The sequence below is a fragment of the Microvirga pudoricolor genome (genome assembly GCF_016892705.1).
GTDB lineage: Bacteria > Pseudomonadota > Alphaproteobacteria > Rhizobiales > Beijerinckiaceae > Microvirga > Microvirga pudoricolor.
Window position 1 is genome coordinate 604,167 of record NZ_JAFEMB010000001.1, and the last position, 12,391, is coordinate 616,557.

Annotated in this window: 12 protein-coding genes; 7 read left to right on the forward strand and 5 right to left on the reverse strand. The window is 68.2% G+C overall.

What is annotated here, in order from left to right:
* Nucleotides 1-62 precede the first annotated feature (62 nt).
* Nucleotides 63-887, forward strand: coding sequence for an SDR family oxidoreductase (locus tag ILT42_RS02905; RefSeq protein WP_204213813.1), 825 nt, complete (start codon nt 63-65; stop codon nt 885-887).
* Here ILT42_RS02905 and ILT42_RS02910 read toward each other — a convergent pair.
* On the reverse strand, nt 884-1,849 hold the full coding sequence (locus tag ILT42_RS02910; RefSeq protein WP_204213814.1) for a class I SAM-dependent DNA methyltransferase: 966 nt from the start codon (nt 1,847-1,849) through the stop codon (nt 884-886). The genes ILT42_RS02905 and ILT42_RS02910 overlap by 4 nt on opposite strands.
* Before the next feature lie 55 nt (nt 1,850-1,904).
* On the opposite strand from ILT42_RS02910, the gene ILT42_RS02915 reads away from it, so the two are divergent.
* The 4 genes from ILT42_RS02915 (at nt 1,905) to ILT42_RS02930 (ending at nt 6,242) form a co-directional block, all read left to right on the forward strand.
* Complete coding sequence (locus ILT42_RS02915) at nt 1,905-3,101, forward strand: ligase-associated DNA damage response exonuclease (RefSeq protein WP_204213815.1); 1,197 nt, start codon at nt 1,905-1,907, stop codon at nt 3,099-3,101.
* Nucleotides 3,098-5,002, forward strand: coding sequence for a cisplatin damage response ATP-dependent DNA ligase (locus ILT42_RS02920; protein ID WP_204213816.1), 1,905 nt, complete (start codon nt 3,098-3,100; stop codon nt 5,000-5,002). The genes ILT42_RS02915 and ILT42_RS02920 overlap by 4 nt, the downstream gene beginning before the upstream one ends.
* Nucleotides 4,999-5,457, forward strand: a complete 459-nt coding sequence (locus ILT42_RS02925; RefSeq protein WP_204213817.1) for a secondary thiamine-phosphate synthase enzyme YjbQ — start codon at nt 4,999-5,001, stop codon at nt 5,455-5,457. The genes ILT42_RS02920 and ILT42_RS02925 overlap by 4 nt, the downstream gene beginning before the upstream one ends.
* 110 nt (nt 5,458-5,567) lie before the next feature.
* Complete coding sequence (locus ILT42_RS02930; protein ID WP_324617691.1) at nt 5,568-6,242, forward strand: response regulator transcription factor; 675 nt, start codon at nt 5,568-5,570, stop codon at nt 6,240-6,242.
* Between the two features lie 178 nt (nt 6,243-6,420).
* Here ILT42_RS02930 and ILT42_RS02935 read toward each other — a convergent pair whose 3' ends face one another.
* Nucleotides 6,421-7,362 carry an alpha/beta hydrolase gene (locus tag ILT42_RS02935; protein WP_204213818.1) on the reverse strand — a complete coding sequence of 314 codons (942 nt, stop codon included), beginning with the start codon at nt 7,360-7,362 and terminating at the stop codon, nt 6,421-6,423.
* A 99-nt stretch (nt 7,363-7,461) separates the two neighbouring features.
* On the opposite strand from ILT42_RS02935, the gene ILT42_RS02940 reads away from it, so the two are divergent.
* Both ILT42_RS02940 and ILT42_RS02945 read left to right on the forward strand, forming a co-directional pair.
* Complete coding sequence (locus tag ILT42_RS02940; protein ID WP_204213819.1) at nt 7,462-7,713, forward strand: DUF6460 domain-containing protein; 252 nt, start codon at nt 7,462-7,464, stop codon at nt 7,711-7,713.
* A gap of 8 nt (nt 7,714-7,721) precedes the next feature.
* A complete protein-coding gene (locus tag ILT42_RS02945; protein WP_204213820.1) occupies nt 7,722-9,065 on the forward strand; it encodes an MATE family efflux transporter in 1,344 nt (447 codons plus the stop codon).
* Between the two features lie 18 nt (nt 9,066-9,083).
* Here the strand turns inward: ILT42_RS02945 and ILT42_RS02950 are convergent, their stop codons facing one another.
* The 3 genes from ILT42_RS02950 to ILT42_RS02960 all read right to left on the reverse strand — a co-directional run bounded on the left by ILT42_RS02950 (nt 9,084) and on the right by ILT42_RS02960 (nt 12,259).
* Entirely contained in the window at nt 9,084-10,661 is a 1,578-nt protein-coding gene (locus ILT42_RS02950; RefSeq protein WP_204213821.1) for a putative bifunctional diguanylate cyclase/phosphodiesterase, read from the reverse strand.
* Nucleotides 10,662-10,835: 174 nt separating this feature from the next.
* Nucleotides 10,836-11,918 carry a quinone-dependent dihydroorotate dehydrogenase gene (locus ILT42_RS02955; protein ID WP_204213822.1) on the reverse strand — a complete coding sequence of 361 codons (1,083 nt, stop codon included), beginning with the start codon at nt 11,916-11,918 and terminating at the stop codon, nt 10,836-10,838.
* Nucleotides 11,915-12,259 (reverse strand): DUF952 domain-containing protein, encoded by a 345-nt coding sequence (locus ILT42_RS02960; RefSeq protein WP_229428329.1) that lies wholly within the window; start codon nt 12,257-12,259, stop codon nt 11,915-11,917. Before ILT42_RS02960 ends, ILT42_RS02955 begins: the two co-directional genes overlap by 4 nt.
* Nucleotides 12,260-12,391: the final 132 nt, after the last annotated feature.

Here is a 12,391-nt window from a genome sequence, read left to right on the forward strand (position 1 = left end):
GCCCACTCCTGAAACAGGGCTCACCCTGCCGACCTCGATCGTCATAACAAAGAACCCATACAATGCCGGAAGCGCTCTCATCCCTGAACAACACTATCGCGGTCGTCACGGGAGGCACCCAGGGCCTCGGCGAGGCCATCGCCCGCCGCTTCGCCGCGCGGGGAGCCGCGGGCCTCGTCATCTGCGGCCGCAACGCCGAGCGTGGCGAGGCGGTCGCCCGGGAACTCTCGGGGCAAGGCTGCCGCACGGAGTTCGTCCGGGCCGACCTCGCGAACGTGGACCAGGCGCGGGCTGTGGCGGCGCGGGCGGACGAGGTCTTCGGCCGGGTCGACGTCCTGGTCAACGCGGCGGGCATCACGGACCGGGGCACGATCTTCGACACCAGCCCCGAACTCTTCGACCGGATGTTCGCCGTGAACGTGCGGGCGCCGTTCTTCCTGATGCAGGACGCCGCCAAGATCATGCGGCGGGAGCGGATCGAGGGCCGCATGGTCAACATCCTGTCCATGTCGGCCCATGGCGGCCAGCCCTTCATCACGGCCTATAGCGGCTCGAAGGGCGCGCTCGCGACGCTCACCAAGAACGCCGCCTTCAGCCTCATGCCGTGGCGCATCCGCGTGAACGCCCTCAACATCGGGTGGATGAACACCCCCGGCGAGGACCGGATCATGCGCACCTTCCACGGGGCCCAGGACGGCTGGCTCGACGAGGCCATGGAGAGCCAACCCTTCGGCCGCCTGCTGGAGCCGGACGAGGTCGCCCGCTCCGTCGCCTTCCTGGCGAGCGCCGAATCTGGGATGATGACGGGTTCCGTGATCGATTTCGATCAATCGGTCATGGGCTGCTACGAGAGCGCGCCGCACCCCTCGAAGCCCGAAGCCGCCTAGCGTTCGAGAACCGCGAGATAGCCCGGCACCGCCATATCCCGGTCCCGCCGGGTCGACACGGCGTCCAGCACCACGACGGAGAACCCCGTCGTGGCCGCAAGCCAGCGCAGATAGGTCTCGCTGTGGGCGTAGCGGGCATCCTCCCCGAGGGAGAAGCCCTCCCCGTCGAAGGCCTGGACCGTGAAGGCGAAGAAGCCCTCCGGGCGCAGGACGCGGTAAGCCCCAGCGAAAGCCGCCTCCAGGCCCGCCATGTAGACGAACACGTCCGCCGCGATGGCGAGGTCAGCCTCCCCGTCCGGACGGCCCGCCAGGAAGGAGACCAGGTCGGCCTCGTGCAGGGCGTCGTAGAGATGGGTCTTGCGGGCCTGATCCAGCATGCGCGGGGATAGGTCGATCCCTTCCAGGGGCGAGGCGACGCCCGAAAGCGCCCGCCCCATGAGGCCGGTGCCGCAGCCGAGGTCGAGGGTGAGGCCGAAGCGATGGGGCCGCATGCGCTCGTGGCACGCGCGGCGGAGGGCGTCCGCGATCAGCTCCGGCCCGCGATAGGAGAGTGGCCCCGTCAGGTGCCCGTCGAAGCGCGGCGCGTATTCGTCGAAGAGCGCCCGCACGTAGCCGCCGCTGATGGCCTCGCCAGCCGGGAGGGCACCGAGCCTCGCCAGATCGAGCCGCACGCCGAGGGCATCGTCCGGCTCGAGCGACAGGGCCTGACGCAGGGCCTCGATTGCTTCCTCACGATGGCCGAGCTCCATCAGCGAGCGCCCGAGAAGCGCCTGGGCCGGAGCGAAAAAGGGCACGAGCTCCAAGACCTGGCGGGCCAAGTCGGCCGTGGCCTCGAAATCCCGCTCGTCGAAGGCGCCGCGGGCGTATTCGTAGCGGCGGTCGGCGATGAGGTCGCCGGAGGTTCTGAGAGCGGACGAGGATACCATGGCGCCGTCGATGCGCGAGCGGGAACGACCTGTCAACGGGCGGCTTTCCCCCTCCCTGACATCGCTCCGGCAGACCCTATATCCGAAACCCATGGCCCTGCGTTCGACCGACATCCTGACCCAGACCCCGCAAGGGCTCTATTGCCCCCTCGGCGACTTCCACATCGATCCGATCCGCCCCGTGAAGCGGGCGCTCATCACCCACGGCCACTCGGACCATGCCCGGGCCGGCCACCGGGCCGTGATGGCGACCCGGGAAACCTTGCGGATCATGGGCGTGCGCTACGGCGAGGATTTCGCGGCCACGACGCAGGAGGCGGCGCTCGGCGAAAGCGCAAAGCTCGGCGACGTGACCGTGCGCTTCACGCCTGCGGGTCACGTGCTCGGCTCGGCTCAGATCTCCATCGAGGCGGGCGGCACCCGCGTCGTGGTCTCGGGCGACTACAAGCGCGCCGAGGACCCGACCTGCCTGCCCTACGAGGTAGTCCCCTGCGACGTGTTCATCACGGAGGCGACCTTCGGCCTGCCGGTGTTCCGCCACCCCGACACCCGCGACGAGGTGCGCAAGCTCCTCGATTCCGTGGCTCTGTTTCCCGAACGCGCCCATATCGTCGGGGCCTATGCGTTGGGCAAGGCCCAGAGGGTCATGGCCCTGCTGCGGGAGGAGGGCTACGACAAGCCGATCCATCTCCATGGCGCCATGGAACGGCTGACCGAACTCTACAAGAGCGAAGGCGTGCCCTTGGGCGAGACGCCCAAGGTCGTGGCGGCGGAGCGCTCCAAGCTTGCGGGCGCCATCGTGCTCTGCCCGCCCTCCTCGATCCAGGACCTGTGGTCGCGCCGGTTCCCCGACCCCGTCACTTGTTTCGCGTCCGGCTGGATGCAGGTGCGCGCCCGCGCCCGCCAGAAGGGCGTGGAGCTGCCTCTCGTGATCTCCGACCATTCCGACTGGGACGACCTGTGCCGCACCATCGTGGAAACCGGAGCGGGCGAGGTCTGGGTGACCCACGGCCAGGAGGACGCCCTCGTCCATTGGTGCACGACCCAGGGCATCCAGGCGCGGCCCCTGCACATGCTGGGCTACGGCGACGAGGGCGAGGCGGAGCCGGATGAGACGGCGCACCCTCCCGTGGAGCCGCCAGCCCACCCTCCCCTCGAGGGGGAGGGTCGGAGCGCGTCAGCGATCCGGGGTGGGGTGGGAAGCGCCAGCGCTGATGAGGTCGCGGTTCCCACCCCACCTCGGCCTTTGGCCGATCCTCCCCCTCAAGGGGAGGATAGCTCCCCATGAACCGCTTCGCCGCCCTCCTCGACCGGGTCATGTACGAGCCGCGCCGGAACGCGAAGCTACGGCTGCTCGTCGACTACTTCCGGCATACCCCCGACCCCGACCGGGGCTACGCGCTGGCGGCCATGACCGGCGCGCTCATGTTCAAGGAGGCCAAGGCCGGGCTGATCCGGGGCCTCGTGGAGGAGCGGGTCGACCCGGTGCTGTTCCGGATGTCGTATCACTACGTGGGCGACCTGGCCGAGACGGTGGCGCTGATCTGGCCTGCGCCGCATTCCCAAGTCAACGAAGCTAGGCCAAACCAGCACGACAGGCCCTCTCCACCCTTGTGGGGGAGAGATGGAGAGGGGGGTGCCCACGGGTCGACCGGGTTGGACGATCTGACCGTTGGCGCCATACCCCCCTCCCGGCCACTATCGCGGCCCCCCCTCCCCCACAAGGAGGGAGGGGATTTCGGTGCGCCCGCCATGGGCCACAACAACCCGCCGCCCCACGTGCCCAGCATCTCCGAGGTGGTCGAGACCCTCGCGACGACGAGCAAGAGCGATCTCCCGGCCAAGCTGACGGCTTGGCTCGACGCTCTCGACGAGGAGGGCCGCTGGGCGCTGCTGAAGCTCATCACGCGGGAATTGCGCGTGGGCGTCTCGGCCCGGCTCGCCAAGACCGCCGTGGCGCAGCTCGGCGGGATGGAGGCCGACGAGGTGGAGCTGATTTGGCACGGGCTGGAGGCTCCTTACGAGAACCTGTTCGCCTGGGTCGAAGGCCGGGGCGAGAAGCCGGAATCGGGCAATCCGGCTCCGTTTCGCCCACCCATGCTGTCTCATCCTCTCGAGGACGAAGATTTCCCCAAGCTCGATGCGCGGGACTTCCTCGGCGAGTGGAAATGGGACGGCATCCGGCTCCAGGCCGTCTCGGGCCATGCCTCGGACGGGCGACCGGTGCGGCGCATCTATTCCCGCACCGGCGAGGATGTGAGCCGCGCTTTCCCCGACCTCGTGGAGGCGCTCGCCTTCGACGGCGCCATCGACGGGGAACTGCTCATCGTCCGCGAAGGCCGGGTCCAGACCTTCAACGTGCTCCAGCAACGCCTGAACCGAAAGGCCGTGACGCCCAAGCTCATCGACGAATTCCCGGCGCACCTGCGGGTCTACGACATCCTGGCCGAGGGCGAGGAAGACCTGCGCGCCCTGCCCTTCGCGGAACGCCGCAAGCGTCTCGAAGCCTTCGTCGCCCGCCTGAACGATCCCCGCATCGACCTCTCCCCCATGGTGGCGTTCACCTCCTGGGACGAGTTGGAGGCGGCCCGGGCCGATCCGGCCTCGGTAGGCGCCGGCCCCGATGCGGACGCCATCGAGGGCTGCATGATCAAGCGGGCCGACAGCCCCTACCTGCCGGGGCGGCCCAAGGGGTACTGGTACAAGTGGAAGCGAGACCCCTACATCGTGGACGCCGTGATGATGTACGGCCAGCGCGGCCACGGGAAGCGCTCGTCCTTCTATTCGGATTATACGTTCGGGGTCTGGCGTGATGGCCCCAACGGCGAGGAGCTGGTGCCGGTGGGCAAGGCCTATCACGGGTTCACGGACGAGGAGCTGGTCAAGCTCGACCGCTATGTCCGCAACCATACGGTCAACCGTTTCGGGCCGGTGCGGGAGGTGGAATACGGGCGGGACCGGGGCCTCGTGCTGGAGGTGGCCTTCGAAGGGCTGCAGCGCTCGACCCGGCACAAATCGGGCGTCGCCATGCGATTTCCCCGCATCAGCCGCATCCGCTGGGACAAGCCCTCGGCCGAGGCCGACCGGATCGAGACCCTGGAGAAGATCCTCGAACGGGGCGAGAAGGAGGTCCACCCCTTGGAGGGCACGCCTGTCGAGGGGACCGCACAGCCAAAGGATGCCCCATGAAACGCTCTACCGTCGAACCCTTGAGCGAGGGCAGCGTCACCCAGCAGGCGACCGCCCGCCTCGCGGTCGACACCACGGGTCCTGGCTTCACCGAGATCACGGAGCCGGTGGCTCGCTGGGTCCTGGAGACGGGCATTCTCCAGGGTGTGCTCACCGTGTTCTGCCGCCACACCTCCGCCTCCCTGACGATCCAGGAGAACGCCGACCCCGACGTCAGGCGCGACCTTGCCACGGCCCTCGACCGTCTCGCGCCTCGGGATTCAGGATATGTCCACCGGGCCGAGGGGCCGGACGACATGCCGGCGCATATCCGGGCCATGCTCACCGGCGCCTCCCTGGGCGTTCCGGTGCTGGAGGGGCAGATGGTGCTCGGCACCTGGCAGGGCCTCTACGTCGTGGAGCACCGGGACCGCCCGCACCGGCGGGAAATCATCCTTCATCTCCTGGGCGCATAAGGGGTGCGCCGTTAAGCACGCCAGACGAGAATGCGCGTGGTCTTTTCGCGCTTCTTGATCTCTTATAAGACTTCCGGCTAAGGCTGAGGAGCCGGGCGGGAGAGTACAGGGTGCAGAGCCAGACCAGCACGACCATCGTGATTGCCGACGACCATCCCTTGTTCCGTGGCGCCCTGCGCCAGGCAATCGGATCGGTGATGCCCAAGGCCCGCGTCGTGGAAGCCAACGGCATGGAGGAGCTGAACGCCCTCCTGGGCAGCGAGCGCGACGTCGACCTCATCCTCCTCGACCTGACCATGCCGGGCGTGCAGGGCTTCTCGGGCCTCATGTCGCTCCGGGCCCAGCACCCGGAACTGCCGGTGGTGATCGTGTCCGCCACGGAGGAGCCCACGGTGATCCGCCGGGCCATGGATTTCGGCGCCTCGGGCTTCATCCCCAAATCCATCGACATCGACAGCATCGGCGGCGCCATCGAGGCCGTTCTGGCGGGCGATACCTGGACGCCGCCCGACGTGGACCTGAACGCCGCCGAGGACAAGGAAACCGCCGACCTGGTGCGCCGCCTCGGCACCCTCACGCCCCAGCAGGTGCGCGTGCTGACCATGCTGTCCGAGGGCTTGCTCAACAAGCAGATCGCCTACGAGCTGAACGTCTCAGAGGCGACCGTGAAGGCCCACGTCTCGGCGATCCTCGACAAGCTCGGCGTCGACAGCCGCACCCAGGCCGTGATCGCCGCCTCGAAGATCGGCGTCACCCAGCGCCCCTCCCCAGCTGGCGCGGACTGAGCGTCCTGTAGTTTTCATCCCACCTCCAACATTCGCCTCCACCTCATCCTGAGGGAATTGCACAGCAATTCGTCTCGAAGGATGGCTCCAGCGGAGCGCTTCCGGTGTGATCTGGACGACCCTTCGAGACGCCGCTTCGCGGCTCCTCAGGGTGAGGCTGTAATGAGAGGGTCAGGCCTCAAAGCCCCTGAATGAACCCGTCGATCCGCGCCAGCGCCGCCTCGCTCAGAGCGCTGTCGAAGCGGATGAAAACGTGGCAGCCGCCGGGCCAGAGTGCGAGGTCCGCGGCATTTCGGGCGGCCGTCCAGCGCGAGGCCATGAAGAGGGTGTCGTCCAGGAGAAGATCCCTCGTGCCCACCGAGAACAGGGCGGGCGGAAGGCCCGTGAGGTCGGCGTAGAGCGGCGACACGTCGGGGAACCGGCGGTCCCGGTCGGGGCCGCAGAAATTCTCCGCGAACATGCGCACGTCCCGGCTGTTCAGGATCAGCTTCTCGTCACCCCAGTTCCGCACACTGGGCGTCAGGGTCAGATCGTAGCAGCCGGCGAACAGGTTCGCGCCCCGGAAGGGGGTGAGGCCATGTCGGTCGCGCAGCCTCAGCAGGGTGACGGCCGACAGATGCGCGCCGGCCGATTCGCCGCCGATGAAGAGCCGATCCGTTCCGAAGAGGGATTTGGCCTCGCGAACGAGCCAGAGCGCGGCCGCCTCGCAATCGTCCGGGGCGGCCGGGTAGGGATGCTCGGGCGCGAGCCGGTATTCCACCGACACCACGGCGAGATTGCAAGCATCCGCCAGCCGGTCGAGCCAGGGGTCCTGCTCGTCCGCCGTGCCCCAGGTCCAGCCGCCGCCATGGATATGCAGGTAGGCGCCGCTCGGGTTGGCGGGGGCGATCACCCGCAAGGGGATCGGGCCAGCCGGCCCGTCGATGGCCATGTCCCTCACCCTCCGGCTCAGCGGCATGGGCGGGAAGGGTCCGAGCCCCTGCGCCCTGCGCTCCCGCACCACGGAGGCCGGAACCGACCAGACATCCGGCAGACCCGACAGCTTGGCCACGATATCGGCATTCTGGCGGCGGATCTCGTCGCTCACGGCGGCGGGGTCGAAGGAAGCGGGATCGATCATCGCGGGCTCGGTTGCAAACGGACGGGACCCTTGCGATGAAGCACGCGTTGAAGCCGAGGTCCAGACCGCGGGCCCTGCAGAGGACATGCCTTGTCGAACATGAACAGATTTCTCGGGGGTTCCCCCGGCTCCGTGCTGGCGAAGCTGATCTTCCTGTCGCTGCTCGTGGGGGCCTTTCTCTATTATCTCGACATCACGCCGTTCGGGCTGATCGAGGGCCTGTTCAACTGGATCCGCTCGGTCCTGGACATCAGCTTCGAGACGGTGCAGCAGGTCGGCCTATGGATTCTGTACGGGGCCGTGATCGTGATCCCGCTCTGGCTCCTGTCCCGCCTGTTCAGCCGTCGCTGACGGGCCTCATGGACATTCGTCCGCCCCTGCGCCGCATCGAGGTCTCCCACCGTCGCCTGCTCCTGCTCGCGATCCCGATGACGCTCGCCCATGTGACGACGCCGCTCTTGGGGCTGGTGGACGCCACGGTCATCGGACGCCTGGGGGAGGCGCACCTGCTGGGGGCTGTGGCGCTAGGGGCAGTGATCTTCGATTTCGTGTTCTGGAGCTTTGGGGCCCTGCGCATGTCCACCGCCGGCCTGACGGCCCAGGCGACGGGCGCCGGCGACGACCGGGAGGTGGACATCGCGCTGGCCCGCGCCCTGGTCATCGCAGGCCTCATCGGCCTCGCGCTGATCGCCCTGCAATGGCCCCTCGCCGCCGTCGCTTTTCCGCTGGCGGGAGCGAGCGAGAGCGTCACGCAGGCCCTCGGCGTCTATTTCGGCCTGCGGATCTGGGCGGCGCCGTTCACCCTGGCGAACTACGCCATCCTGGGCTCCACCCTCGGGCGGGGTCGCACGGATGTGGGGTTGCTGCTGCAGGTGGCGATCAACGTCGTGAACATTGCCCTGACGAGCCTCTTCGTGCTCGGCCTCGGCTACGGCATCGCGGGCGCGGCGGTGGGCACCGCGCTGGCCGAGATGGTCGGGACGGCGCTGGGCCTCTTGGCCTTGCGGCGCCTGGGATCGAGGCCGTTCCGGGTGGGGCGCGCGCGGGTGTTCGACCGCGCCGCCATGCTGCGCACGCTCGCGGTCAACCGCGACGTGATGATCCGCACCATGGCGCTGATGCTGGCCTTCGCGGTCTTCACGGCCAAGGGCGCGCGGGCCGGAGACGTGACGCTGGCCGCGAATGCGGTGCTCTACAACATGTTCCTGGTGGGGAGCTACTTTCTCGACGGCTTTGCGACGGCGGCCGAAACCCTGTGCGGCCAGAGCGTGGGAGCTCGGGACGAGACCGCCTTTCGCCGGGCCGTGCGCTTGAGCGTGGGGTGGAGCATCGGTTTCGGGCTCGCGGCCTCGATGATCCTGCTCGTCGGGGGCGCGCATTTCATCGACTTCGTCTCCACCAACCTGGAGGTCAGGGCGTTCGCCCGGCAGTACCTGCCCTTCGCGGCGCTGACGCCGCTGTTCGGCGCGGCCGCCTTCGCCTTCGACGGAATCTATGCGGGCGCGACCTGGACGGCCGCCATGCGCAACCTGATGCTGGCCGCGCTCGCGGCCTTTGCGGCTTTCGTGAGCGTTGCCGGCAGCCTCGGCAATACGGGCCTCTGGATCGCGCTGCTGATCTTCCTGAGCACGCGTGGCCTCGGACAGGCGCTGCTGGCCCCACGGCTGACGCGGCGGACGTTCGGAGGCCTTGAGCGGGTCTGACCCTTTCCCCGTTTCGCCCTACTCTTGGGCCGCGGCCAGAACCTCCTCGCGGGCCAGCCTCTCCGCTTCCACGGCCGAAGCGGGCCGGCCGTAGAAATAGCCCTGGCCGAAGCGACAGCCCAGGTCCGTCACCAGCCGGGCATCCTCCTCGTCCTCGATGCCCTCCGCCACGGTGCCGAGGTCGAGGGTGTTGCCCAGATTGATGATGGCTCCGAGGATCTTGCGGGCCTCGGCGTTCTGGCGCAGGGATTCGATGAAGGACCGGTCGATCTTGATGGCGTCGAGAGCCAGTTCCCGCAGGTGGTAGAGGCTCGAATAGCCGATGCCGAAATCGTCCAGCTCGACCTTGATTCCATGCGTCTTCAGGGTGTCGAGCACCTCCTTGGCGGTGCCGAGGTCCTTCACGAGGGCGGCTTCCGTGATTTCGATGATGAGGCGGTCGGGCGGAAAGGCCATGTCGTCGAGGATCCGGAGGATTTCATGCGGGAAGGACCGCTCCTCGAGCTGGCAGGGGGACACGTTGAGCGACAGGGTGAAGTGGTTGGGCCAAACCCGCGCATCCTGGCAGGCCTGGCGCAGGAGGCCATAGGACATGGCGGAGATCTGGCCCGTATCCTCCGCGACGGGAATGAACTCTCCCGGCTGACGCGTGCCTTTGAGCGGATGCTCCCAGCGCGCCAGGATCTCGAACCCTCTCAGGCGTCCGGTGTCGAGGGCCACGATGGGCTGGAAATAGGGCACGATCTCGCCGCCCTGGATCGCGACTTTCAGCTCCTGCTCGATGACGGCGCGGTCCCGCATCTCCGCGTCCATACTCTCCTCGAAGAACCGGTACTTGCCGCTTCCCTCCTGCTTGGCCCGGTGCATGGCAAGGTCGGCCGCGTGGATCAGCGTCTCCGGATCCTTGCCGTCCGCCGGGCAGATGGCGATGCCGATCGAAACGCTCACCTGAGCGTGCGTGTGGCCAATGGGAACGGGCTGCGTCAGGGCGCTGATGACCCGCTGGGCAAGGCGGATGGCGGTGGCGTCGTCGTCGTTGGTCGCTGCCACGAGCGCGAACTCGTCGCCGCCCAGCCGGGCGATGTGGTCGTTCGGGCCCGCCAGGCGGCGCAGGCGCTCGGCGATCTCGATCAGGACCGTGTCGCCGGCGCCGTGGCCGTGCAGGTCGTTGATCGGCTTGAAGTGGTCGAGGTCGAAGAGCAGCACCGCGACCCCGATGTGATAGTCGAGGGCGTGCTCGACGGTGGCGCTCAGCTCCTCGGAAAACTTCCGGCGGTTGGGCAGGCCCGTCAAGGGATCATGCCGGGCGAGTTCCAGGGCTTGGCTCTCGGCGGCGATGCGCCGTCGCATCTCCAGGCGAAGGCGGTACGCCCTGCGCACCCCGAGAACCGCGAAGACGAGGCAGGCCGCCATTCCGGCGCGGAAGATCTCCGGTAGGTGCCAGTCCGCAAAGGCGAACGTCACGGCGTAGAGCCGGGACAGGAAATTCGTCTCATACTGGAGCAGGGCCACGCCGGCGGCCAGAATGATCGCGACGCTGTATTCCAGGATGACCTGGCGGGTGTCGACGCTGTTGCGCTCCCTACGCGCCGGCATCGGCAGGTCCCGACGCCTGAGGTTTGATCCGTCCCGTGTATGCCAATGGTGATCCCGCCGTTTGCCGCGCCGACCTTAAGCCCAACAGCTTCCGGTTGTTAAGCGTTTCACCGATACAAATGATCCATTGAGGGGGCGATCCGGATCATCTTTCGGTCGAGCCCCCGGAGGGCGTCAGCGTCCCGCCAGGGCTTGGGCCTCGCTTCCGATCAGGGAGGCCAGGCTCGCGCCGGTTCGGGCAACCTCGTCGAGAATACCCGCCTTGATGCGAGGGATCAGGCCCGGGCCTTGATAGATCAAGGCCGAATACAACTGCAGCAGGCTCGCGCCCGCGCGGATCTTCGTCAGGGCGGCCTGCGGCGAGTCGATGCCGCCCACCCCGATCAGGGGCAAGTCCCGCCCCACCCGCAAGTAGGCTTCGGCCAGGAGCCGCGTCGAGGGACCGAAAAGCGGGGCTCCCGACAGGCCGCCGGTCTCCCGGGCGAGGTCGGTTTCCCGCAGGCTCGCGGGCCGGGCCACGGTGGTGTTGGACACGATCACGGCATCGATGCGCCGCTTGAGGGCCGTCGCCAGCATGGCGTCCAGGCCGTCCAGGGCGATGTCGGGGGCGATCTTGAGGAAAATGGCCGTCCGGGCCGACGCCCCGGCATCGGCTCCGTCCCGCGCCTCGATGCATCGGGCCAGGAGGTCGTCTAGAAAGGCCTCGCCCTGGAGATCGCGCAAGCCCGGCGTGTTGGGTGACGACACGTTGATCGTGAGGAAGTCCGCCAGGCCGCATAGCTCGCGAACGCATTGCACGTAATCGGCGATCCGATCCGTCGAGTCCTTGTTGGCGCCGATGTTCACCCCGACCGTGCCGGGCCTGCCGCGGCGGCTCTCGAGACGCCGGCGTGCTGCCGCGAGGCCGTCGCTGTTCAGGCCGAACCGGTTGATGATGGCCCCGTCCCGCGGCAGCCGGAACACCCGGGGCCGGGGGTTGCCGGGCTGGGCCTTGGGCACGACACCGCCCAGCTCCACGAACCCGAAGCCGAGGGCCAGGAGCTGATCCGGCACCTCGCACTGTTTATCGAAGCCTGGCGCCAACCCGACCGGGTTGGTGAAGCGCTTCCCGAACAGATCGACCCCCAGGCGGGGATCGTCCGCCGGGACGGGCCCGGGCGGGAGCAACGACAGGCCCCGGATCGTCATCTGGTGGGCCGTCTCCGGATCGAGCGCGTGGAGAAGCGGCTTGGCGAGGGGGAAGAGGGCGCCGATCATGCGGTGAGGTCCGGCAGGACGTGGCGGCCGTCAGGCCCGACCGGGAGCGGCCTGACCCATCGCACGGCGGAGAGCGGCAACGGGCCGTAGAGGTGCGGGAACAGGTCCCCGCCCCGCGAGGGCTCGTATTTCAACGCCGGCCCGAGGGCCTCCGCCTCGATCGCCGCGAGGACGAGATCCGTCTGCCCGGCAAAGTGCTTGTCGGCGGTCTCGCCCAGCTGGGCGGCGGTGGAGAAATGTACGAACCCATCCTGGAGGTCGACCGGAGCGCCCCGGAATACGCCCGCCTTCTCCGCCTCCCCCCAAAGGGCCACGGAACAGATCTTGTAGATATGAGTCATCCTTCGTGAGTAGCTGGGCAGTTTCGCGGGAGCAACCGGTCATTGGACGATAAGTCGCCGTCACGAGCCTTTTGGAAACCTTTTCGTCCGAAGCCGTTGAAGCCAATCGCAAACGGCCTTAATTTCCTAGGG

Bases quoted from the DNA above. Each gene is read 5' to 3' on its own strand.
- ILT42_RS02925 (WP_204213817.1), top strand. From the start codon at position 4,999: ATGAAACGCTCTACCGTCGAACCCTTGAGCGAGGGCAGCGTCACCCAG.
- ILT42_RS02905 (WP_204213813.1), top strand. From the start codon at position 63: ATGCCGGAAGCGCTCTCATCCCTGAACAACACTATCGCGGTCGTCACG.
- ILT42_RS02960 (WP_229428329.1), bottom strand. From the start codon at position 12,259: ATGACTCATATCTACAAGATCTGTTCCGTGGCCCTTTGGGGGGAGGCG.
- ILT42_RS02935 (WP_204213818.1), bottom strand. From the start codon at position 7,362: ATGATCGATCCCGCTTCCTTCGACCCCGCCGCCGTGAGCGACGAGATC.
- ILT42_RS02940 (WP_204213819.1), top strand. From the start codon at position 7,462: ATGAACAGATTTCTCGGGGGTTCCCCCGGCTCCGTGCTGGCGAAGCTG.
- ILT42_RS02955 (WP_204213822.1), bottom strand. From the start codon at position 11,918: ATGATCGGCGCCCTCTTCCCCCTCGCCAAGCCGCTTCTCCACGCGCTC.
- ILT42_RS02950 (WP_204213821.1), bottom strand. From the start codon at position 10,661: ATGCCGGCGCGTAGGGAGCGCAACAGCGTCGACACCCGCCAGGTCATC.
- ILT42_RS02915 (WP_204213815.1), top strand. From the start codon at position 1,905: ATGGCCCTGCGTTCGACCGACATCCTGACCCAGACCCCGCAAGGGCTC.
- ILT42_RS02945 (WP_204213820.1), top strand. From the start codon at position 7,722: ATGGACATTCGTCCGCCCCTGCGCCGCATCGAGGTCTCCCACCGTCGC.
- ILT42_RS02920 (WP_204213816.1), top strand. From the start codon at position 3,098: ATGAACCGCTTCGCCGCCCTCCTCGACCGGGTCATGTACGAGCCGCGC.